This window comes from Rhodococcus sp. 06-462-5 (assembly GCF_002258315.1).
Lineage (GTDB): Bacteria > Actinomycetota > Actinomycetes > Mycobacteriales > Mycobacteriaceae > Rhodococcoides.
The window spans coordinates 19,008-41,298 of record NZ_NOYD01000045.1; the positions used below are offsets into that span (position 1 = coordinate 19,008).

The 22,291-nt window shown below is 64.7% G+C and carries 23 protein-coding genes; 13 read left to right on the top strand and 10 right to left on the bottom strand.

The window, feature by feature from the left end:
- Positions 1-83: 83 nt before the first annotated feature.
- From CH251_RS19740 to CH251_RS19755, 4 genes are all read right to left on the bottom strand, one after another.
- Positions 84-329 (bottom strand): hypothetical protein, encoded by a 246-nt coding sequence (locus tag CH251_RS19740; protein ID WP_094614661.1) that lies wholly within the window; start codon positions 327-329, stop codon positions 84-86.
- A gap of 67 nt (positions 330-396) precedes the next feature.
- A complete protein-coding gene (locus CH251_RS19745) occupies positions 397-1,272 on the bottom strand; it encodes a pseudouridine synthase (protein WP_094614662.1) in 876 nt (291 codons plus the stop codon).
- Between the two features lie 4 nt (positions 1,273-1,276).
- Positions 1,277-2,119 carry a rhodanese-related sulfurtransferase gene (locus CH251_RS19750; protein ID WP_094614663.1) on the bottom strand — a complete coding sequence of 281 codons (843 nt, stop codon included), beginning with the start codon at positions 2,117-2,119 and terminating at the stop codon, positions 1,277-1,279.
- Between the two features lie 21 nt (positions 2,120-2,140).
- Complete coding sequence (locus CH251_RS19755; RefSeq protein ID WP_094614664.1) at positions 2,141-3,790, bottom strand: alkaline phosphatase; 1,650 nt, start codon at positions 3,788-3,790, stop codon at positions 2,141-2,143.
- A gap of 127 nt (positions 3,791-3,917) precedes the next feature.
- Between CH251_RS19755 and CH251_RS19760 the strand changes: the two genes are divergently transcribed.
- Together CH251_RS19760 and CH251_RS19765 are read left to right on the top strand one after the other, a co-directional pair.
- A complete protein-coding gene (locus tag CH251_RS19760; protein ID WP_094614665.1) occupies positions 3,918-5,390 on the top strand; it encodes a cryptochrome/photolyase family protein in 1,473 nt (490 codons plus the stop codon).
- A 253-nt stretch (positions 5,391-5,643) separates the two neighbouring features.
- Positions 5,644-7,065: an HNH endonuclease signature motif containing protein gene (locus CH251_RS19765; protein WP_094614666.1), complete on the top strand. Its 1,422-nt coding sequence runs from the start codon at positions 5,644-5,646 to the stop codon at positions 7,063-7,065.
- Positions 7,066-7,229: 164 nt separating this feature from the next.
- On the opposite strand, the gene CH251_RS19770 is transcribed toward CH251_RS19765, so the two are convergent.
- Positions 7,230-8,279, bottom strand: a complete 1,050-nt coding sequence (locus CH251_RS19770; protein ID WP_094614667.1) for an iron-siderophore ABC transporter substrate-binding protein — start codon at positions 8,277-8,279, stop codon at positions 7,230-7,232.
- A 101-nt stretch (positions 8,280-8,380) separates the two neighbouring features.
- Here CH251_RS19770 and CH251_RS19775 point away from each other — a divergent pair, with 101 nt between their 5' ends.
- Both CH251_RS19775 and CH251_RS19780 read left to right on the top strand, forming a co-directional pair.
- Positions 8,381-9,205 carry an SDR family oxidoreductase gene (locus CH251_RS19775; protein WP_094614686.1) on the top strand — a complete coding sequence of 275 codons (825 nt, stop codon included), beginning with the start codon at positions 8,381-8,383 and terminating at the stop codon, positions 9,203-9,205.
- Entirely contained in the window at positions 9,202-9,696 is a 495-nt protein-coding gene (locus CH251_RS19780) for an SRPBCC family protein (protein ID WP_094614668.1), read from the top strand. The genes CH251_RS19775 and CH251_RS19780 overlap by 4 nt, the downstream gene beginning before the upstream one ends.
- Here the strand turns inward: CH251_RS19780 and CH251_RS19785 are convergent.
- The gene (locus tag CH251_RS19785) at positions 9,687-10,202 is read right to left on the bottom strand and encodes a DinB family protein (RefSeq protein ID WP_094614669.1); all 516 of its coding nucleotides are present in this window, start codon (positions 10,200-10,202) and stop codon (positions 9,687-9,689) included. The two genes, CH251_RS19780 and CH251_RS19785, sit on opposite strands and share 10 nt — an antisense overlap.
- A 100-nt stretch (positions 10,203-10,302) precedes the next feature.
- Between CH251_RS19785 and CH251_RS19790 the strand changes: the two genes are divergently transcribed.
- Positions 10,303-11,337 carry an NADPH:quinone reductase gene (locus CH251_RS19790; RefSeq protein WP_094614670.1) on the top strand — a complete coding sequence of 345 codons (1,035 nt, stop codon included), beginning with the start codon at positions 10,303-10,305 and terminating at the stop codon, positions 11,335-11,337.
- A gap of 1 nt (position 11,338) precedes the next feature.
- Here CH251_RS19790 and CH251_RS19795 read toward each other — a convergent pair whose 3' ends face one another.
- A complete protein-coding gene (locus tag CH251_RS19795) occupies positions 11,339-11,812 on the bottom strand; it encodes a phosphoribosyltransferase (protein WP_094614671.1) in 474 nt (157 codons plus the stop codon).
- Positions 11,813-11,896: 84 nt separating this feature from the next.
- Here CH251_RS19795 and CH251_RS19800 point away from each other — a divergent pair, with 84 nt between their 5' ends.
- The 3 genes from CH251_RS19800 to CH251_RS19810 all read left to right on the top strand — a co-directional run bounded on the left by CH251_RS19800 (position 11,897) and on the right by CH251_RS19810 (position 14,598).
- Positions 11,897-12,565, top strand: a complete 669-nt coding sequence (locus tag CH251_RS19800) for a bifunctional 2-polyprenyl-6-hydroxyphenol methylase/3-demethylubiquinol 3-O-methyltransferase UbiG (protein WP_094614672.1) — start codon at positions 11,897-11,899, stop codon at positions 12,563-12,565.
- A gap of 9 nt (positions 12,566-12,574) precedes the next feature.
- The gene (locus CH251_RS19805; RefSeq protein ID WP_094614673.1) at positions 12,575-12,937 is read left to right on the top strand and encodes a VanZ family protein; all 363 of its coding nucleotides are present in this window, start codon (positions 12,575-12,577) and stop codon (positions 12,935-12,937) included.
- A 152-nt stretch (positions 12,938-13,089) separates the two neighbouring features.
- A complete protein-coding gene (locus CH251_RS19810) occupies positions 13,090-14,598 on the top strand; it encodes a stealth family protein (protein WP_179273556.1) in 1,509 nt (502 codons plus the stop codon).
- 3 nt (positions 14,599-14,601) lie between these two features.
- Here the strand turns inward: CH251_RS19810 and CH251_RS19815 are convergent, their stop codons facing one another.
- Positions 14,602-15,513, bottom strand: a complete 912-nt coding sequence (locus tag CH251_RS19815) for a phosphodiesterase (RefSeq protein ID WP_094614688.1) — start codon at positions 15,511-15,513, stop codon at positions 14,602-14,604.
- Between the two features lie 160 nt (positions 15,514-15,673).
- On the opposite strand from CH251_RS19815, the gene CH251_RS19820 reads away from it, so the two are divergent.
- Positions 15,674-16,483, top strand: a complete 810-nt coding sequence (locus CH251_RS19820) for an alpha/beta hydrolase (protein WP_094614674.1) — start codon at positions 15,674-15,676, stop codon at positions 16,481-16,483.
- 73 nt (positions 16,484-16,556) lie between these two features.
- Here the strand turns inward: CH251_RS19820 and CH251_RS19825 are convergent, their stop codons facing one another.
- Both CH251_RS19825 and CH251_RS19830 read right to left on the bottom strand, forming a co-directional pair.
- On the bottom strand, positions 16,557-17,684 hold the full coding sequence (locus tag CH251_RS19825) for an acyl-CoA dehydrogenase family protein (RefSeq protein WP_094614675.1): 1,128 nt from the start codon (positions 17,682-17,684) through the stop codon (positions 16,557-16,559).
- A gap of 17 nt (positions 17,685-17,701) precedes the next feature.
- Complete coding sequence (locus CH251_RS19830) at positions 17,702-18,877, bottom strand: acyl-CoA dehydrogenase family protein (protein WP_094609740.1); 1,176 nt, start codon at positions 18,875-18,877, stop codon at positions 17,702-17,704.
- Between the two features lie 78 nt (positions 18,878-18,955).
- Here CH251_RS19830 and CH251_RS19835 point away from each other — a divergent pair, with 78 nt between their 5' ends.
- Genes CH251_RS19835 through CH251_RS19850 form a run of 4 tightly spaced genes read left to right on the top strand, consistent with a single transcriptional unit; the run spans position 18,956 to position 22,280 of the window.
- Positions 18,956-19,510, top strand: coding sequence for a histidine phosphatase family protein (locus tag CH251_RS19835; RefSeq protein WP_094614676.1), 555 nt, complete (start codon positions 18,956-18,958; stop codon positions 19,508-19,510).
- A gap of 14 nt (positions 19,511-19,524) precedes the next feature.
- Complete coding sequence (locus CH251_RS19840) at positions 19,525-20,007, top strand: RidA family protein (RefSeq protein ID WP_094614677.1); 483 nt, start codon at positions 19,525-19,527, stop codon at positions 20,005-20,007.
- A gap of 39 nt (positions 20,008-20,046) precedes the next feature.
- On the top strand, positions 20,047-21,537 hold the full coding sequence (locus CH251_RS19845) for an ABC transporter permease subunit (RefSeq protein ID WP_094614678.1): 1,491 nt from the start codon (positions 20,047-20,049) through the stop codon (positions 21,535-21,537).
- Positions 21,534-22,280, top strand: a complete 747-nt coding sequence (locus tag CH251_RS19850; RefSeq protein WP_094614679.1) for an amino acid ABC transporter ATP-binding protein — start codon at positions 21,534-21,536, stop codon at positions 22,278-22,280. Before CH251_RS19845 ends, CH251_RS19850 begins: the two co-directional genes overlap by 4 nt.
- The last annotated feature ends 11 nt before the right edge of the window (positions 22,281-22,291 follow it).

Here is a 22,291-nt window from a genome sequence, read left to right on the forward strand (position 1 = left end):
TTGCTGGATGCTCGCGGAACGGCTACCTGTTCCGCGAGCGTCTGGCGAATGCGCGCGCGTTTGTCGGTTCGGCTCAGGCCGCGTTACCAGTAGGTCACGTCTGTGGCGACGACACCGGTGCATTGACCGGTGAAAATGGTGACCGCGCAGGCCTCCCAGAGCCGCGACAGCATGTCGAAACCACCCAACACTCCGCTCGCGCTACCGGTGCTCGCGCTTCCGGTATCTGCCACCGCGACTGCCGGCGACGCGATGGCGATTACGGCCGCTCCCAACACAACAGCAATACGACGCTTCACGCTGTTCTCCTCTTCGACTCCGTCGGACATGGTTCGCTCGACACGCTAACCTCGCGTCCCCATTGTCGCAATCGTCCGATCGAACGATGCCGGGCCGTCAGCGCTCGAGGGTTCGGGCACTGACGAAGCGTCTCGGCTCACCGGTGAGCGGGTCCGTGAAATTCAGAGCCCGGGCCAGAAGTTGCAACGGCCGGGTGAAGTCATCGGCCGGGACCGATGTGTACACCGGATAGTACGGGTCGTTCACGATGGGAATCCCCAACGACGACAGGTGAATTCGCAGCTGATGGGTCTTACCGGTCTTGGGGAAGAGTCGATATCGGGCGGATGTGCCGAAAGTGTCGACCAGGTCGATCGAGGTCTCGCTGTTCGGCTCCCCCGGCTCCTCGTATGCCGTCATGACCCCGTGTTCTTTGAGGATTCGACTCCGGACGACGCGTGGAAACTCCAGCGCTGCATCGAATCCCGCAACCGCCTCGTATTCCTTGGTGACATTACGGGACGAGAAGAGTTCCTGATACGGCCGTCGGGCATGCTTGGTCTTGGTGAAGAGCAACACCCCGGCGGTGGCGCGATCGAGTCGGTGCGCGGGCGTCAGGTCGGGGCAGTCGAACCGCCTGCGGAGCCGTACCGTCGCCGTTTCCGTCACGTGTCGGCCACGTGGGATGGTGGCGAGGAAGTGCGGCTTGTCGACCACCAACAGGTCGTTGTCCTCGTGCAGGATGCCGATCTCGAACGGAACCGGAACCTCCTGCGCTGGAACGCGATAGAAGTACACCTGGCTGCCGGCGCGGTAACGCGTCGCGTCGGAGATGGGCCTGCTCTTCTCGTCGACCACTTCGGCGTCGCGCATCGCTCGTCGCCAGTCATCCTCGGGCATCGCACGTTCGAGATACTCCACGATGGTGGTGGCCGAATCACCGTGCGGCAACAGCAGTCTCAGCGGTGCGAGACCGTCCCGGAAGGGCAGCATGTCTCTACGCGCAGTCGAGACAGATCAACCGCAGACCACGGCCGGCGTCGCCGTCGAAGTCCTGATAGCGGGATGTCGGATTGCCACAGGCACTGCAGCGACCGATGACGGCGGTGTGATCGGAGAAGTTCTGTGCCATCCGCTTGTCGAACACGAACAGCGAACCCTCCCAGAGCGCGTCGTCGCCGAAAGTCTCTGCATACCGGACGATTCCGCCGTCGAGCTGATACACCTCCTCGAATCCGCGCGCGACCATCAACGACGAGAGCACCTCGCACCGCACTCCCCCGGTGCAGTACGTGACCACAGGGGACTGCTTCAGATGGTCGTAGGCACCGGAGTCGAGTTGGGAGACGAAATCTCTTGTCGTCTCGACGTCGGGCACCACTGCGTTCTTGAACTTGCCGATCTGTGCCTCGAAGGCGTTGCGGCCGTCGAAGAAGACGACGTCGTCGCCGCGGGAATCGACGAGCTCGTGCACCTGCTCAGGGCTCAGGTGAGTTCCGCCGCCGACAACCCCGTCGGCGTCGACCTTCAGTTCCCCGGGGGCACCGAAGGTGACGATCTCGTCCCGGACTCGAACGGACAGCCGCGGGAAGTCGTTACCGAGCCCCTCGGACCACTTGATGTCGGCCGCCTTGAACGCCGGATAGCTACGGGTGCCGCGGACGTACCTCTTGACGTCGTCGACGTCACCGCCGACCGTCGCGTTGATGCCGTGTTCGGAGATCAGGATGCGTCCGGTCAGATTGTTCGACGCGGCCAGCGTCTGCTGCCACAACCGGATCGCCTCGGGATCGGGTAGCGGAGTGAACACGTAGAACAGGACGATTTTCGGTACAGCCACACCGATAAGTATGGCGCGTTGTCAGGCAGGCGGTGCCGCCGCCCGGACGCGCTGGGTGCCGGAGTCCACGGTGAAGCCCGCTCCCCAGTACACGCCGGTCTGCGGATCCTCCTTGGCGGTGAGGAACCAGTGGTCCATCCGAGCCGCCGTCCGGGTGACCTCGAAGACGCCGAACCCGTGGCTGTCGAGGTCGACGAACTTCACGTGCTGGTTGAGCGCTTTGAATGCTTCCTCGGCGACGCGGCCCAGGGTGTGCGGCGGAGTACGCGTCAGGTCGTCGATATTGGCCGAACTCACCGAGGTGACCACTAGCTCGGTGGCGGCAGGCTCGGTGGTGGCATAGTGCGCCGCATCGAGCGGCACCTCGCAGGCCCATGCCGAGTGGATGTCACCGGTGATGAAGACCGTGTTGTCGACGCCCGCGTCGACGATGGCACCGAGCAGTTTGCGGCGGTCGGCGGTGTAGCCGTCCCACGGATCGGCGTTGTACGGCAGGCCGCCCTCCGGGATCCCGAGGAGCGAGGTGACGGCCCTGGCTGCGTCCCGGTCGAGCGGCGGGATCAGAGTGGGCGTGATCATCACCGGGTTGCCGACGATCTTCCACTGCGTCGGCGACGAGACGATGCCGTCGGTGAGCCACTGCATCTGCTCCGCGCCGGTGATGGTCCGGTTGGGAGAATCGACCTCGGGCCCGTTGAACGGCAACACCTGCTGCGAGCGGTAGGTACGCAGATCCAGCATCGACAGCTCGAGGAGGTTGCCGAACCGGAGCCTGCGGTACAGATGACGGTTGGTCGCGGTGCCTGCGGCGCGGACCGGCATCCACTCGTAGTACGCCTGCTCCGAATTGGCCTTGCGCGTGTACCAATCACCCTCGGTGGCCGGGGTGTGGTTCTCGGCACCGCCGTCGTACGCGTCGTTGGCCGACTCGTGATCGTCCCACGTGCAGATCCACGGCACGCCGACGTGCGCGGCCTGCAGATCGGGATCGGACTTGTACTGTCCGTGACGCTGGCGGTAATCGGCGAGCGAGACGATCTCGTGGGTGGGCGAATGCTGCCGGATCACCCCGTCGCGGCCCGGGAAACCGCCCGTCTCGTACTCGTAGATGTAGTCGCCGAGATGGACGATGGCATCGAGGTCTCCCCGGGCGGCCAGATGCCGGTAGGCACCGAAGTACCCCGACTCCCAGTTGGAGCACGACACGACGCCGAAGCGCATCGCGTCGATATCGGCATCGTTGCGCGGAGCGGTGTGAGTGGTCCCGACGGCCGAGGCCGCGTCGCTCGTCCGGAAATCGTAGAAGTACGTCGTGTCGGCAGCCAGGCCGTCGACGTCGACCTTCACGGTGTGGTCGGTGTCCGGGCCGGTCGAGACAGTTCCGGAGGACACGACGTCCCCCATGTCTGCACTGCGGGAAATCCGCCACGTCACCGATACCTGCGGTCCGACGCCGGAGCCAGGGGTGGCGTCGGGCGTGGGAGTGACGCGGGTCCAGAGAACGATCGCGTCGGGCAACGGATCTCCCGACGCCACCCCGTGCAGGAAGCCCTGATCGCTGCCCTGCGCGTGTGCGATTGCGGGCAGCGTCGTGGCGACTCCGGCCACCGCGACGGCCACCGACGACGAGCGAAGAAACGTCCTTCTGGAAAGCGCAGACTCAGCGTGCATCGGGTCAGTTCATGCGATGGATCGTCGGTGGTCAAGTAAGGCGCGCCTGGGTCGGCCACAGTGTTCACCGGACGGTCATGCGCCGGATGCTGGTTTGCCTTCGTCGCTGCGGGAGAACACTCCGGGAATGGACGCTCTGTGGTTGTTCGGTGATCAGCTCGGTCCGCACTTTCACTCGGTCGACGAGCATGCCGATCGGGATGTGCTGATGATCGAGTCGCGGCGCGTGTTCCGGCGTCGGCGATACCACCGGCAGAAGCTCCATCTCGTGTTGTCGGGGATGCGTCATCTTGCCGACGAGCTGGGCGACCGCGTCACCTACCTGCAAACCGAGACGTACCGGGAAGGATTGGCCGAGTACGGCAAGCCCGTGGTGGTGTTCGAGCCCACCTCACATGCGGCCGAGAAGTTCGTCGCCGCGCTGCACGAGGAGGGACTGGTCACGGAGATTCTGCCGACGCCGATGTTCGCGCTCCCCCGCGCCGAGTTCGCGGACTGGGCGGCCGAGCGTGGCACCTTCCGGATGGAGACGTTCTACCGGGAGCAGCGCAAGAAGTTCGGGGTGTTGATGGACGGTTCCGAACCGGTCTCCGGGAAGTGGAACCTCGACGCCGAGAACCAGTCACCGCCCCCGAAGGGACGCCTGACACTCGGAGTCGAAGAACCGTGGTGGCCGACCGAGGATGCCATCGACGATCAGGTGCGCGCGGACCTCGACTCTTGGGACCTCGACACCGTCGGAGTGGACGGACCTCGCGTGTTCGCGGTGACCGCGGCCGAGGCATCGGACGCGTTGGCGCACTTCGTGAATTACCGCTTGGACAACTTCGGCAAGTACGAGGACGCGGTGATGGCCGACGACTGGACGATGTCTCACTCGCTGCTGTCGGTGCCATTGAACCTCGGCCTGCTGCAACCGCTGGACGTGGCGCACGCCGCCGAGGACGCCCACCGCGACGGCACCCCGCTGGCGAGCGTGGAGGGCTTCGTTCGGCAGATCCTCGGCTGGCGCGAATACGTGTGGCACCTGTATTGGCATCTGGGTCCGGAGTATCTCGAGCGCAACAAACTCGAAGCCCATGAGCCACTACCGGATTGGCTGCTCGAGTTGGACGGCGACGCGGTGGTCGCGAAATGCCTGTCGTCGACGGTGGACGGCGTGCGCGAGCGCGGCTGGGTGCACCACATTCCCCGCCTGATGATCCTGGGAAACTTTGCGCTGCAACATGCCTGGGACCCACGAGCGCTGACCGACTGGTTCGCAACGGCTTTCGTCGACGGGTTCGCCTGGGTTATGCCGGTGAACGTGATCGGCATGAGCCAGCACGCAGACGGCGGCGTGATCGCCACCAAGCCCTACGCCTCGGGCGGGGCGTACCTGAACCGCATGACCGACTACTGCAAGCCGTGCGAATTCAACCCGAAGAAGCGACTGGGCGACGACGCATGCCCCTTCACCGCCGGCTACTGGGCCTTCGTGCACCGGCATCGAGAGATGTTGGCGCTCAATCACCGCACGGCGCGGCAGGTGTCGTCGATGAACCGATTGAGCGACCTCGAGCAAGTATTGGAACAGGAACGGCAGCGCGAGGTGTACTGATAAATCAGAAAATTCGGCGCCTCGCCCAAACCCGCATGCGGACGACCGTCAGGATCGACGGTCCAGAGGAAACGCACCAAAAATCGGGTGTGCACTCTTCGCCCACAATGACCGAGACTTGCGATCTTCGGGTGCCGACGGTCCCTTACCACGACGCACCGACAGGTTCAGGATCGCGAATAATTAAGCAGAGCAACAGTTTTCGAATCAACTATGGTTGTCAATCGAACGCGCGTTCGATACACTTGCTCCCATGACCGCAGCGATCTGGCAACTGAGCGAGAGTGAACTCCTCGCCGACGCCGCCGCGGTCTCCCACCAGATCCAACTGCTCGAAGCCCGACGCATCGCCCTCGTCGCCGACATCGACACCCGCGTGAGCCGGGAGAAGCTCGGCTTCCCCGGACCCGCCGGCTGGCTGACCTCCACCACCCTTCTCTCGCCGTCCAAGGCCACCAAGATCGTCGCCCTCGCCCGCGGACTGAAGAACTTCCCCGACATCGCCGACGCCGTGAACACCGGAGTCATGTCCGTCGACCACGCCGCGTTGATCCTCACCTTCGCCGAAACCCCACCGAAGGACCTCCCGGAAGAGGGGCGCGTTATGGCCCGCACCGCGATGATCGCCGCCGCGACCGGGCCCGACGCGCGCACCGGCCGGATCCGGGCAGCGATCACCAAGCTCGAGGACGAGTTCGGCGGCAAGACCCCACCACCCGAGAACACCGACCGCAACGAACTCTTCGCCTCCAAGACCTTGAACGGGCGGCTGGTACTCAAAGGAGACTTCGATGCGATCACCGGAGAAAAGCTGCTCACCGCACTCTCACCGCTGACCGAACCCCACCCCGCCGCCGACGGCACCCAAGACGAACGCAGCCCCGCCAGGCGCAGAGCCGACGCCTTCGGACACATCCTCGACCAGTACCTCGCCTCCAGTGATCGACCCATCGAAGGCGGTGAACGCCCGCACCTGAACCTGCACATCAGCCTGCGCGACCTCACCGACCTCCGCGACAGTGCTGACAGCGCCGACGCCGACGACATCACCGACGACGAAACCTCACGCGCAGCAGCCGAATCCGGCACCGACACCGTCGATCCGGTCGACATCAACACCGGAAACCCGATCCACCCCGACACGGCAGAGTCGGACGCGGCGGATGAACCCGAGGGCGGCAGTGCTGCCGGAGCGGCCGCCAATCGTGGCGCGTATCGCGACCTGTTCGGCGACGGCACTTCGGTTGGGTGGCTGCCCTGGATGGGACCACTGTCCCGCAACACCTCCCGCCAACTCGCCTGCGACTGTGTCCTGACAGCGATCGTCATGGACGAGAACGGCTCCCCGATCAACCTCGCCCGCACCGCACGCACCGTCACCGCAAAACAACGCAAAGCCCTCATCGCGAGAGATCACACCTGCGCCTTCCCCGGCTGTGGCAAACCCGCATCCTGGACAGAGGCGCACCATATTTGGCATTGGGCCGATGGCGGCCCCACCGACATGAACAACCTCGTCCTACTCTGCGGATTCCACCACCGACTCCTCCACCACAGTGACTGGGAAGTGTTCATCGGTATCGATCAGCACCCCTGGTTCGTACCCCCGGCGTCCGTGGACCCGTACCGACAACCCAGACCATCCCACGCCCGAGCAGGCCCCCACATCGCCTGAACCCGCCCAAAGACCACTCCAGCCCCGCACCGAAACACCGGTGCGGGGCTGGAAGAGATTGTTCGACAAGCTGATTCGGTCGAATCAAGGATCAGACACCGCGGTCGTGCCACATCACCTCGAGCAGGTGTTGGAACAGGAACGACAGCGCGAGGTCTACTGGCCTAGTTCGCGTCGAGCGTCGCCACCGCCTCGTCGATCATCGGCACGTATCGCTCGAGTGCCCACGGCACCGTCAGCGGGTTGATGATGGACGACCCGGTGACGAAGGACTGATCCGTCGGTGCCACAACAGAACCGCGAGATACGGCCGGGATCTGCTTGTACGCAGGCTGATTCTCGGTGTCGGTGCGGTTCTGGGGATCCGAGTAGAAGGTGAAGATCAAGTCGGAATCGTTCAGCAGATTCGCGTTCTCCAAACCGATGACCGCCGAGTCTGTGCCCTCGGTCTCGTCGAGCGTGTTCACTACCGGATCGACCTGCAACCCGAGCGCACGTACCATCGCGACGCGCTGCTCGTCGGCGAGGAACACCCCCAGCGTCCCCGGACCGGTGTTGTAGATGTACGAAAAGCTCACTCCGGCATATTCGGGATGATCGGTGGTGGCGTCGGCGAAGCGGGCCTTGATCTTGTCGATCTCCTCCGCTGCCTTCTGCTCCTCACCCATGGCCTTGCCGATGACGGTGATCTGATCTTCCCAGGTGATCGTCCACGGCTGCTCCTCGTAGGCGACCACCGGAGCGAACGCACTGAGCTTGTCGAACTGGTCCTGCGTCACTCCCGACCACGGCGCCAGGATCAGATCAGGTTCGAGGGCGGCGATGGCTTCGATGTTGAGTTCGGTTCCACCGGTGAATTGTTCGGGAAGTTCGGCACCCAACTCGGTGACTGCGTCGTGAACCCACGGCAGATACCCCGATTCGTCGGCACCCCACGAGTACTCCTCGACGCCGACCGGGACGGTGCCCAGTGCGATCGCCGTCTCGGACGACCCCTGACCGAGAGTCACGATGCGCTCGGGCTTCTCGGTGATGACGGCCTGCCCCAGAGCCGATTCGATGGTGACGGCCGCGAAATCACCGCCTCCCGACTGCTCGGGCTCGGTAGTGTCGGAGGACGAGCATGCACCGACCACCAGGGCCGACACCGCGAGCACGGACAGCAGGGACGCGCGGCGGGCAGTCCGTGGACCGGGCGAAGAAACAGAGAACATGGTTACCTTTCGACAAGCAAAGAAGCGTGAAGTAAGAGTAGGCTAACCTTCAGTACGGATTCAAATGCGCTGCGCAACGCATGTTCGCTACGGTGGGAGCCATGAGCCTTCCTCGTCCCGCCCCTGATCGGACAGCCGTCGTGACCGGAGCGTCCTCGGGAATCGGAGCCGCGATCGCCCGCGTGCTCGCATCCCGCGGCCATGGCGTCACCCTCGTCGCCCGGCGGGCAGACAAGCTCGAAGACTTGGCACAGGAGATCCGCGCACGGGGAGTCCGAGCCGAAGTGCTCGCCGCAGACCTGTCCGATCGCAGCGCTCGCGCCGAACTACTGGGCCGCATCACCGAACTCGGCCTCATCCCGGACATCCTGATCAACAACGCCGGGCTCTCCACCCTCGGACCGGTCGCAGAATCCGACCCGGACGCCGAGATGCACATGATCGAGGTAGACGTGGTCGCCGTCGCGGACCTGTGCACCCGATTTCTCCCCGGCATGATCGAACGACGACGCGGCGCACTGCTCAACGTGGCCTCGACGGCTGCTTTTCAGCCTCTGCCCGGACAGGCCGGTTACGGCGCGTGCAAGGCGTTCGTGCTCTCCTACACCCAGTCCCTGACCGGCGAGCTGAAGGGAACGGGCGTGACCGCAACTGCACTGTGCCCCGGCCCGGTGCAGACCGGGTTCGGCGAAGCCGCCGGCTTCGCGAAAGACGATGCAGAGAAAGCACTTCCGTCGATCATGTGGGTCTCTGCCGAGACGGTGGCCAGAACTGCCGTCGACGACATGACCAAGGGACGCATGGTGTCGATCCCCGGGCCCGCCAATCGAATCGGATCGATCTTCGCGCAGATAACCCCGCGCACACTGTTGGTCCCGATGCTCAGTCGTGTTCATCCCGGCCTGAAGAAGGGTGCGTCGTCGTGAAGCGCGAACTCACCGTTTCCGACAGCATCGTCGTCGATGCCGACGCCGACACTCTCTACGCTGCCATCAGCGACCCCACGAAAATGGGTCAGTGGAGCCCCGAGAACACCGGTGCCACCGTGCACGAACCCCGCGACACCGCGTACGTGGGAATGGTGTTCGACGGAACCAACAAACGCGGCCCGGCTACGTGGGTCACCCGCTGCACCGTCACCGCGGCCGACCCGGGCAAGACCTTCGAGTTCCGCGTCCACGCCATCGGCAAGAGCGCCCCGAAGATCAAGGGCGCGAACGCAACCTGGCGATACGACTTCGAGCCGGTCGAGGGCGGCACGAAAGTCACCGAGACCTGGACCGACGACCGCACGAAGTGGCCCGACGCACTGGCCCTCGTGTTCGACAAGATCGTCACCAGCGGAAAGACGTTCCCGCAGTTCCAGCGTCGCAACATCCGTAAGACGCTGGAGAACCTGCAGAAGCGTTACGCCTGAGCGTTTCTGGAGTACATCCCGAGCACGTACGACGCCTGCCCCGCGTGCTGGAGGTCGTCGGACAGGACCGAGACCAGCCTGGTGCCCAGGGTGACCGGCGGGTTCCAGTTCTCGTCGACGATCCGGTCCAGATCGTCGACCCCGACACTGCCCAGGTACGCAATGGTTTTCGAGTGCACTGCGTCGTAGTACTCGCGTAGTAGCTCGGCACTCGAGGCGACCTCGGCGACGTCGGAGGATGACTGGCCGTACCCGATGTCGGACTTGTCGAACGGGAGGCCGAAACGCTCGAACCACGAATCCGACGTCCAGACCTGTTCGCTCCCGGCCACACCCGCGATGTGGTCGTCCTGCACCCGAGTCAGGTGCCACACCAACCACGCGATGCTGTTGGCATCGGCGTCCGGTCGATAGGTCAACGCAGCCGCGGGGATGTCGTCCAGGACCGAATGAACAAGTTCCTTGATTCGATCGAACGTGTCGGTGAGCAGGTCGTTGTGATTCATGAAAGATCCATCTCTTCTGTGACAGCACTGATGACCACTCATGCATACCCCGATGGGGCCGCAGGGAACATCGGGGCGGGTTGAGCGCGTTGGACCTGACATGACTGCTCCAGCAATTGTGTACACCCGCACCGGCGACTCGTCCGTCCTCGAACTGAAGGATCGTGTGGTGACCGAGCCCGCCGCAGGTGAAGTGCGTGTTCGCATCGTGGTCTCGGGCGTCAATCCGACGGATTGGAAGAATCGAACCGGTTCCGGACCGGGTGAGAAGCTGGCTTTCGACGAGGTGGTACCCAACCAGGACGGTGCCGGAGTGATCGACGCCGTCGGCCCCGAGGTCGACGGCATCTCCGTCGGAGATCGAGTTTGGGTCTACCTGGCCCAGCATCAGCGGCCGACCGGAACAGCACAGTCCTTCGCAGTCCTGCCCGCCTCCCGGGTGGTCCCTCTGCCCGACGGCGTCGGCTTCGACGTGGGCGCGAGCCTCGGCGTGCCCGCGATGACGGCACACCGCGCATTGACCGTCTCCGAGGACGGACCCACGCGGCTGCACCCGGGTGCACTGGACGGCAAGTCGGTGCTCGTCGCCGGTGGTGCCGGTGCCGTCGGCCATGCCGCGATCCAATTGGCCCGCTGGGCAGGCGCGACCGTGGTCACGACGGTCAGCGGACCGGAGAAGGGCGCACTGGCGACCGCTGCGGGCGCGCACCACGTCGTGAACTACAAGACCGGCGACGCCGCCGCAGAGATTCGCAAATTGATCCCCGCCGGAATCGATCTCGTCGTCGAGGTTGCTCCCGCGCAGAACGCCGCGCTCAATGCTGCTGTGGGAGCGAACCGCGCCTCGATCGCGGTGTACGCCAACAACGGCGGCGACACCGTCACGCTCGACGTCCGACCGAACATGGTGCTGAACACTCGCTACCAGTTCGTGCTGCTCTACACCGTGGGCGACGAGGCTCTGCGTAACGCCGAGGCGGACGTCAGCGCGGCTGCGAAAGCAGGCGTTCTCGACGTGGGCGACGCCACCGGCCTGCCGCTGCACCGCTACTCGTTGAGCGAAACCGCAGCAGCACACGACGCCGTGGAGAACGGTGCCGTCGGCAAGGTGCTGATCGACGTCTCCAGCGAATGAATCAGGTGATGACCGGCAACGTGGACCAAGGAAAGTTGATCCACTTGTCGGTCTCACGCCACGAGTAGTCCGGCTGCACAATGGTTCTCGGCTTGGTGTAGATCACGGCCGACCGCACGTCGGGCGTATGCGCCTTCAGCAGGTCGATCACCAGCGCCAGGGTGCGGCCGGAATCGGCGACGTCGTCGACCACGAGCAACTTTTTGCCTACGATCGCATCGGTGTCCAGAAGTGGTTCGAGGACAACGGGATCGGGAAGGGTCTCCTCGATGTCGGAGTAGAACTCGACATTGAGGGTGCCCGCTGCCTTGACGCCCATCGCGTAGGAGATCGCTCCCGCGGGAATCAGTCCGCCGCGAGCGATCGCGATGACGATGTCCGGGACGAAGCCGTCGTCGACGATCTTCCTGGTGAGTTCGCGCGAGGCATCCCCGAACGTCGCCCACGTCAGTACTTCACGTTCCTGATCACTCACGAAGGACCACTCTACCCAGAACCCGATTTTGCCAATCGAGCAAATTTATTTGCGCACCCGTCCGTGAGCGGGCATTCTCGAACCATGGCCGACCACACGCACGCTCACACTCATGCCGCCGACCGGACCCCCGCAGAGCCGGACTTCGAGAACGGTGCCTTCGACGAAGCATTCTGGGACGACCTCTACAACCAGCGCACCACCATCTGGAGCGGGAATCCCAATGCCGTGTTGGTACAGGAAGCGTCCGAGCTGACTCCGGGCCGCGCCCTGGACATCGGCTGCGGGGAAGGTGCCGACTCCCTGTGGCTGGCCGGTGAAGGCTGGCACGTGACCGGCGTCGACATCTCCGACGTCGCCCTCGGCCGCGCCCGCGCGGCACAACAGGGACTCGAGCCGAAGGCAGTCGCGGTGAACTGGCAGCAGCAAGACGTTCTGGACTGGACTCCCCCGGCCGATTCGTTCGATCTGGTGTCGGTGCACTTCCTTCAGGTGCCACCGGACGAGCTCGAGTTGACCACCCGCAGGTTCGCCGCAGCCGTCGCACCGAAGGGGCGTCTGCTGATCGTCGGCCACAGTCCCAGCGACAGCCACGCCTCACAGCATCCGGCCAAGCACCGACTCTTCGCGCCGGAACCGGTCGTCGCTGCGGCGGGCGACGGGTTCGAGGTGATCCACGCCGAACACCGCACCCGCATGACGCCGGACGGCGACGATCGCATCGACACGGTCGTGGTGCTGCAACGTCGGTAGGCTCGGACGGTGTTCACGCCGACGACGTTACGAATTCCCCTGGCCGTCACCTTCGTCGTCGCGCTGATCGTGCTCTTCACCCCCGCATCCGGGGTGCCCTCGGGATTTCAGCACAGCGACAAGATCATCCACTTCGTACTGTTCGCAGCCCTGGCGTACACCTCACGCATGGCCGGAATCGACTGGATCCGAACCGCACTGTGGGTACTGGCGTTCGCGGCGATCTCGGAGGTCCTGCAGGCGATCCTGCCTCTGGGACGCTCCGGATCGCTCGCCGACGCTCTCGCCGACGCCACCGGAGTTGCTGTGGGCCTGGTCGCAGCGAGTCGGGTTCTACCGCAGCGCGTCGAACGCGCCCCGGGCCTGCACTAGACTGACCCTGCACCGGGGTCCCTCGGCCAGCGCGCGACTCCGGAAGGAACGTCATCACCTCGTCTTCTGCCCCGCACGATATCTACCTCGTTCCACCGGAGCACGAGACCAACGATGCCGTCACCCGAGAATCTGCCGCATCCGCAGCGCGACTGAGCGAACGATCCGACGTCGTCAGCCACGACGGCCGCTACGCATTGACCATCACCTCCACCACCCCGCACCAGGCGATGGTCGAGGATCTGCTGTTCGTGCGCGCCGTACTCGACGCCGCACACATCAAGTACCTGCTCGTTCGCGGCAACGACGAACGGCCCGTCATCGCCATCGAACTGGCCGCACGCGAAGCGTTGACCACGGCACTGGTGCACGCCTGCCGCGCCGAGCCGTTCTACTCCAAGACCGTCGACGCCCGCGGTAAGGCAGTGCTGGTGGCCGACGGGTCGCTGTCGCCGTCCGCGAACGCACGCATCGTGCGCCTGTACCGCCCGCGGGTCGAGCCGTTCAGCGGTCTGTACTACGGTGCGTCCACGGCGGTGCAGATCGAACTGTGGTCGTTCTCCCCGGCCGAAATCGTGCTGCCGATCGAGAACTCCCTGACCAGACGCAACATCCGGCCCGACGAGGCCGTCCGCGGCACCGTCGAACGCTTCGGCAGAACGTGGCCGACCATCGAGAACATGTTTGCCGACCACGCGTCGGACATCAATTTCGACATCGACATCGTGTTCTCGTGGGTCGACGGCTCCTCGGCCGAATTCCAGGCTCAGCGGGCGCGCCGGATGGCGAACTACGTCGTCGGTGAGGGTGACGATTCAGCGGCCCGCTACCGGCAGATCGACGAACTGAAGTACGCCCTGCGGTCGATTCACCTCTACGCACCGTGGATCAGGCGCATCTTCGTGGCCACCGACTCGCCGAGGCCGGCGTGGCTCGCCGACCATCCCAAGGTGACATTCGTGCCGAGCGAGGCCTTCTTCGTCGACACATCCGTGCTGCCGACCCACAATTCGCAGGCCGTCGAAAGCCAGCTGCACCACATCCCCGGCTTGTCCGAGCACTTCCTCTACTCGAACGACGACATGTTCTTCGGTCGTCCGGTGAGCCCGTCGATGTTCTTCTCCCCCGGCGGAATCAGCATGTTCATCGAGGCTACGACGCGAATCGGGTTGGGCTACAGCGACGCCGATCGCAGCGGCTTCGAGAACGCGGCGCGGGTGAACCGTCGAATCCTGCAGGACAGATTCGGTATGACCACCACGCGACATCTCGAACATGCAGCAACTCCGTTGCGCCGCAGTGTGATGCAGGAGATGGAAAACGAGTTTCCGGACGAGTTCGCGTCCACAGCGGCGAGTGCATTTCGCGCGAGCACCAACATCTCGGTGACGAACTCGCTGTACCACTACTACGCACTGATGAGCGGACGCGCAGTGGTCCAGAAGGACGCCAAGGTTCGGTACATCGACACCACCACGGTCGCGGGCCTCGACGCCATGGAGAAGCTGCTCCCGAAAAGGTCGGTGGACTTCTTCTGCCTCAACGACGGCAGCTTCCCGGAGGTCGACCTCGACCTGCGCACCCGAACGGTGACGCAGTTCCTGGACAAGTACTTCCCCATCGTCGCACCCTGGGAACACTCCAGAACCGACGAACGCTGACGCTCAGGCGTCGCTGAACGTCTTCCGTCTCGCACTGTCTGCGATGGTGACTCCCGCTGCGCTCAGCCTGCGTGCGGTCTCCTGAGCCGAGACCGGTTCTCCCACAGTGTCGTACGAGCCCGTCGGCACCACCGAATGCACGACGGTGTCCTCGTAGACGTGGACCAGGTTGTAGCCCTGGGCACCGTCGCGACCGCGCAGTCCACCGGCGGGCACGTTGAGATCCTGGGTGTAACACGTGGCCGACGCCACCGAGACGGGAATACCCGCGAACGTGGCCGTCGTCGAATAGTGCAGGTGCCCAGCGAGAATCGATCGCACGTCGGTTCCGCGCAGCACGTCGGCCAGGCGCGGCTGATCGATCAGCTCGACCAGCACTGCGAGGTCAAGCACGGTCGGCACCGGCGGATGATGCATCGCCAGGATCGTGCCGAACTCGGCGGGCGTGGCGAGAGTGTCTGCCAGCCAAGCCAATTGCTCGTCGCCGAGCTCACCGTGATGGCGGCCGGGAACCGTGGTGTCGAGCGTGACGACACGGAGACCGTCGACGTCGTGGACGCGATCTATGGACTGCACGGTCGGTTCGGCGTCGAGAAGCTTCTGGCGGAACGTCGCCCGGTCGTCGTGATTGCCCATCGCCCAGACGATCTGCGCACCGAGTTCCTCGGCCACCGGCTCGACCAACGCCCGCAGCTTCTCGTAGGCACCGGCCTCCCCCTTGTCCGTCAGGTCTCCGGTGAACACCAACGCGTCGGGACGCACACCCGAGTTGCGTACGTCGGTCATCACCTGTTCGAGCCGCAACTCACTGTCCACGCCGCCGTACAACCGGCCGCCACCGTCGACGAGATGCGTGTCGCTGATGTGCAACAAGCAGTGATGGGGGCGTGGGTACTCGGCCATCCGAGACTTCATCGAACTCTCGCTCACGATCATCACCTACGGTTTTGCGATCGCCCGGGTCGGACGAACGCCACTGCTGCAAGCCAAGCATACGAGCGTTCACTGAGAGGAAGCTGGTCGGATCTCGGCGGTGAACACCGCACGAACTTCCGGCGTGTGACAGGTTGTGAGCATGACGAAACCGAAGCTGACCACCCTTCTGGCAACTGCAGGACTGACGGTGGGAGCGATGGTCGGCATCGGCGTCGCGCCCGCTGCCGCGCAGGAGCTGCCGACCGTGGTGCTGGTGCACGGAGCCTTCGCGGACAACACCAGCTGGGACGGCGTCGCCGAGAACCTACGCGGCCGCGGCTACCCCGTGGTGACGGCGGACAATTCGCTGCGCGGGCCCGCAATCGACGCGGCCTCGGTCACCGATGTAGTCGAGAGCATCGACGGGCCGGTGATCCTGGTGGGCCACTCGTACGGCGGCACGGTGATCAGCAACGTGCACGCAGACAACGTGGAGGCTCTGGTCTACGTCGCCGCATTCATGCCCGTCGAGGGCGAACCCGTCGCCCTCGAACTCGACCCCATCCGATTCCCGGTGACCGCGCTGGTACCGCCGGTGATCGGCCTCACCATCGTCGACGACGCGTCGAACATCATCGGTCGCAACGTGGACTCGTACATCACTCCCGCGCTGTTCCGTCCGTTCTTCGCCCCGGATGTCTCCGAGGCGCAGGCCGCTCGGATGGCCGCGCATCAGAAGACGATCGCTGCCGGTGCGCTGCTCGAGCCGAGTGGTCCGCCGTCGTGGGCACACACGCCGTCGTGGGCGTTGATCCCCCAGCAGGATCAGATCATCCCCACATCCGCCGAGCGGTTCATGGCGCAGCGGGCGGGCGCTCAGGTGACCGAGGTGCCGGGTTCGCACGCGATCCTGGTCTCCAACCCCACGGCCGTGGCCGACCTCGTCGCCGCGGCGGATGCGGGCAGCTGACACCTCCCCCGAAACGACCTCGGGCCCGGCCACCTTCGAAGGTGGCCGGGCCCGAGGCGTCTTACGACGAGAGTCAGATCCCGATGAGATCGTGATCGGCAACCTTCGACGCCAGGATGCGCAGGTGCTCGTCGGCACCACCGAGAGTGTGCTCGATGGCCACCAGCCGACTGGTGTAGTGCCCGACGGGATATTCGGCCGTGACGCCGATTCCGCCGTGCAACTGGATGGCCTCCTGGCCGATCTTGCGACCGGACCGCGAGATCTGCAGCTTGGCGCGCGAGGCGATGGTCGGGTCGACGTTGCCGTCCGCCAACGACATCGTGGCGTACAGACTCATGCTGCGGGCGAGCTCGAGCAGCACGTACATGTCCGCGGCGCGGAAGGTGAGCGCCTGGAACTTGGCCAGCGGAACCCCGAACTGCTTGCGCGCCTTGAGGTAGTCGGTGGTCAGCCGCAGTGCCTCCTCCATGGCACCGATCGCCTCGGCACACAGTGCGGCCTGAGCACGCACCTCGGCCCCGGTGATCGCCGCTGCCGCGTTCTCGGCGGTGCCGAGCGGTTCGGCTGCGACATCGACGAATTCGATCTGCGCGGCGCGCTGACCGTCGTGGGTGGCGTAGGACTTGCGCGTGAGACCGGTCGCGTCGGCGTCGACGACGAACAGTCCTGTTCCACCGGCGGGAAGCGTGGCACTGACCACGATCACGTCGGCGCTACCGCCGTGCGGAACCGGGTTCTTGACGCCGTTGATCGACCACGATCCACCGTCCTCGGTGGCGGCGGTGGCGACCTCGATGTTGGGCCAGCGGCTGCCGGATTCGTTGTGCGCGAACGCCAACATCGACGATCCCTCGGCCACCGGCGGCAGGAGCCGCGCGCGCTGCTCGGCACTGCCGAGCTCGGAGATCAACCCGCCCGGGACGAGCACGGCGTCGAGAATCGGCTCGGGTGCGAGGCGTCGTCCGACCTCGGTCATCACGGCCATGATCTCCACGGGACCGGCGTCCATCCCGCCGTCCTCCTCGCTGAACGTCAGACCCAGCAGACCGACCTCGGCCAACTGCTTCCAGACGTCGGTGCTCCAGCCCAGCTCACCGGCAACGATCTTGTTGCGCTTCTCGGTGTCGTAGGCCCGCGTGAGCACCTCACGAGTGGTGTCGCGCAGCAGCTTCTGCTCTTCGTTGAGTTCGAAATCCATGTCTTTCAGATGCTCCCTTACAGTCCGAGAATCGCAGAGGCGATGATGGTGCGCTGAACCTCGTTCGAGCCGCCGTAGATCGACACCTTGCGGTAGTTGAGGTACCCCGGTACCGAGCGCTGCGCCCAGCCCTCGCTCTCGATGTCCTCGCCCGCCTCGTAGGGCAGTGAGTCCGGCCCGGCGACGTCCATCAGCAGCTCGGTCGTCGCCTGCTGCAGTTCCGATCCTCGCAGCTTGAGGATGGACGACGCCGGATTCGGCTTGCCGTCGTCCGAGCTCGACACCAGGCGCAGCTGAGTCAGCTCCAGGGCGAGCAGTTCGTTCTCGACCTCGGCCATCTTGGCCGCGAACAAGGGGTCTTCGAGCAGCGTGCCGCTGCCGACCTTGGTCTGTGCTGCGTGCTTCTTCGCCTGTCCCAGATGCACTTTGGTGTGTCCGGCACGGGCGACGCCGGTGCGCTCGTTGCCGAGCAGGAACTTGGCGTAGCTCCAGCCCTGGTTCTCCTCGCCGACGAGGTTCTCCGCCGGAACGCGGACGTTGTCGAAGAAGACCTCGTTGACCTCGACACTGCCGTCGATCAGCTTGATGGGGCGCATCTCGATGCCGGGAGTGTTCAGATCGATGAGCAGGAACGAGATTCCGGCCTGCTTCTTCGGCGCATCCGGGTTGGTGCGCACGAGCGCGAAGATCCAGTCGGCGTACTGGCCGAGCGTGGTCCACGTCTTCTGTCCATTGACGATGTAGTCGTCGCCGTCGCGGATGGCGGTGGTGCGCAACGACGCCAGGTCCGATCCGGCCTCGGGCTCGGAGAAGCCCTGGCACCACCAGATGTCGAGGTTCGCCGTCTTGGGCAGGAACTTCTCCTTGAGCTCCTGAGAGCCGAACGTCGCGATGACCGGGCCGACCATCGAGGCGTTGAACGCCAGCGGCTCGGGCACCGACGCCAACTGCATCTCGTCGAGCCAGATGTGACGCTGCACAGCGGTCCAGTCGCGGCCACCGAACTCGGCGGGCCAATGCGGCACCGCCAAGCCGTTCTCGTTGAGGATTCGCATGGTCGTGACCACCTCGTCCTTGCTCAACTCCTGACCCGTCGCGCTCTTCTCACGAATCTCGGCGGGGACCTTCGTGGTGAAGAACGTCCGCATCTCGTCACGGAACGCGGCCTCTTCTTCAGTGAGGGCAAGATTCATCGACAATCCTCCAAGCTCGTTCGCGTATCTTCGTATCGACCGTACTCCCTGGTAACTCTGGGATATTCTCCGCTCACTATGACTCTTCTGGCACTGGTTCGGCACGGTGAAACGAACTGGAATCTGCACGGGCGTCTGCAAGGCTCTTCGGACATTCCTCTCAACGACACCGGGCGTGCCCAGGCCCGCGAGGCCGGCCACGAACTCGAGTACCGGACGTGGGACCACCTGGTCAGCTCCCCGCTGATCAGAGCGGCGGAAACCGCGGACATCATCGGCGCGCATCTGGGCCTGACCCGCACCGCCGAATTCCCCGATCTGGCCGAGCGACACTTCGGTGAGGCCGAAGGATTCACCGACTGGGACGCGTACTCGCACTGGCCGGACGGCCGGTATCCGGGCCTGGAGCCGCGCTCGAACCTGATCGTGCGTGGCGTGCGCGGCGTGGACGAGATCGCCTCGCGCTATCCGGACTCCGCGGTGATCGCCGTGGCGCACGGAGGCGTCATCCGGGCGATCTTCGACGCGATCCGGCGACGCCACTCCCCGCGCATCCTCAACGCGGGCGTCTCGACCCTCGAACACGACGGTTCTCGCTGGACCGTTCGTACCATCAACGGCATCCCGGTCTGACAGAGTTTTCCTTCATGGAGATCGAACGTCGCATCACCGAACTGGGCTTCACGTTGCCCGGCGAACCGACCGCCCCACCCGGTTTCGAGTTCTCGTTCGAGTGGGTTCGCGTGCGCGGCAATCGCGTCTTCGCCTCGGGCCATTCGCCTCTTGCGCAGGACGGTGCCCTGGCAGGCCCGTTCGGCGCGGTGCCGTCGGAGGTGAGTCTCGACGCCGCCACCGATGCCGCGCGCGACGCGGCTCTTGCCGTGCTGGGCAGCCTCGCCCGTGCGATCGGCGACCTCGATCGAATCAGCGCGTGGCTGACCGTCACCGGATCGGTCAACGCCGACCACGGTTTCACTCAGACCACCACGGTCGTCAACGGCTTCTCCGATCTGGTGCTCGCAATCTTCGGTCCCGAGATCGGTGCCCATGCGCGCACCGCACTCGGGGTGGCTGCATTGCCGATGAACAACACCGTCGTGGTGTCAGCGGAACTGGAGATCGACGGGTAGGTTTTGCTCCACTCGTACATACGGCGAAAGCGGGCGCAGATGGTGCGCAGATCGATTCTTGCTCTGGTCGCGATTCTGATCGCCATCCTGGGGTTGTCCGGCTGCAGCTCGTCCTCGCAGTCATTGTTGGACCGGGTGAAGGACGAGGGCGTACTGGTCGTCGGTACCGAGGGCACCTACAGTCCGTTCAGCTATCAGGGCGACGACGGACAACTGACCGGTTACGACATCGACGTCATCAACGCGGTCGGTGCAGAACTTGGCGTACGCGTCGACTTCGTGCAGACCCCGTTCGACTCGATCTTTGCCGGCCTGCAGTCCCAGCGCTTCGACCTCATCGCCAACCAGGTCTCGATCACCCCTGCGCGCCAGTCGGCCTACGACCTGTCCACGCCCTACACGGTGTCGGAAGGCCAGATCCTCACCGCCGCAGACGACTCCACCATCACCTCTCTCGCCGACCTGGCCGGCAAGACCACCGCCCAATCCTCGACGAGCAACTGGGCGGAGGTCGCGGCGAACGCAGGCGCGAACGTCGAGGCCGTCGAAGGATTCGTTCAGGCGGTCACGCTCGTCAAGGACGGCCGCGTCGACGCCACCGTCAACGACTCCCTCGCCATCGCCGAATACCTGCAGCAGACCGGCGACACCGGCGTGAAGATCGCAGGCGAGACCGGAGACACGACCCTGCAATCCTTCGTGGCCCGCAAGGACAGTGGGCTGATGGACGAGGTCGACACGGCCATCGACACGCTGCGCGAGAACGGCACCATCGCCGAGATCTCGAACAAGTACTTCGGCAGCGACGTCGCCGCACCGACCGCGGACACCGTGGTTCCGGAGAGCGAGGACGCGGGAACCACTGCACCGTCGAAAATGCAGTTGGTGCTCGACAACCTGTGGCCGATGCTCAAAGCCACGGTGACCATGACGATTCCGCTGACCGCCATCAGCTTCGTGATCGGACTCGTCATCGCCCTCGCGGTGGCGCTCGCTCGCATCTCGTCGATCACACCGCTCGCCGCCGTTGCCCGGTTCTACGTCTCGATCATTCGCGGCACTCCCCTGCTGCTGCAGCTGTTCATCATCTTCTACGGGCTGCCTCAGTTCGGCATCGTGATCTCGCCGTTCCCGGCCGCGGTGGTCGCGTTCTCGCTGAATGTCGGCGGCTACGCAGCCGAGGTGATCCGTGCCGCGATACTGAGCGTGCCCAAGGGCCAGTGGGAGGCCGCACAGACCATCGGGATGGGATACCGAACCACGTTGCAGCGCATCGTGCTTCCACAGGCACTGCGCACCGCGGTACCGCCCTTGTCGAACACACTGATCTCACTGGTCAAGGACACCTCACTTGCCTCGACCATTCTGGTGACGGAGTTGCTACGCGTCGCGCAACTCGCGGCGGCACCGACCTTCGACTTCTTCACCCTGTATACCGTTGCAGCGCTGTACTACTGGGCGATCTGCATCGTTCTCTCGTTCTTCCAAGGCAAACTCGAAGTCCGACTCGACAGGTACGTGGCCAAATGACAGACCTGCTGGAAGTATCCGCACTGAAGAAATCGTTCGGGCCACTCGAGGTGCTGAAGGACATCTCGTTCGGCGTGCCGTCCGGCACCGTCACCGTCATCATCGGACCGTCAGGATCCGGCAAGACCACGGTGCTGCGCACACTGAACGCACTCGATCAGGCCGACGCAGGCATCATCCGTATCGGGGACGTGTCGGTGGATTTCGCTCAGCCCGTCGGCGCACCGCAGCTCCGACATTTCCGCGCCCAGAGCGGCATGGTGTTCCAGAGCCACAACCTGTTTCCGCACAAGACGGTGCTGCAGAACATCATCGAAGGACCGGTGATCGTGCAGAAGCGCGCCAAAGACGACGCCATTCGCGACGCGCACGCAATCCTCGATCAGATCGGTCTCGACGCCAAGTCCGACCAGTACCCGTTCCAGCTTTCCGGAGGCCAGCAACAACGCGTCGGAATTGCCCGAGCGCTGGCGCTGCGCCCCAAGCTGATGCTGTTCGACGAGCCCACCTCGGCACTCGATCCCGAACTCGTCGGCGAAGTACTGACCGTGATCAAAGGCCTTGCCGCGCAGGGCTGGACGATGGTGATCGTCACCCACGAAATCCGCTTCGCCCAGCAGGTCGCCGATCAGGTGCTGTTCATCGAGAACGGTGTCGTCCTCGAACGCGGCACGCCGGAGCAGGTGTTGGTCAACCCGACCGAGCCCCGCACCCGGCAGTTCCTGCAGCGGATATTGGCCTAGCGGCCAGTGGA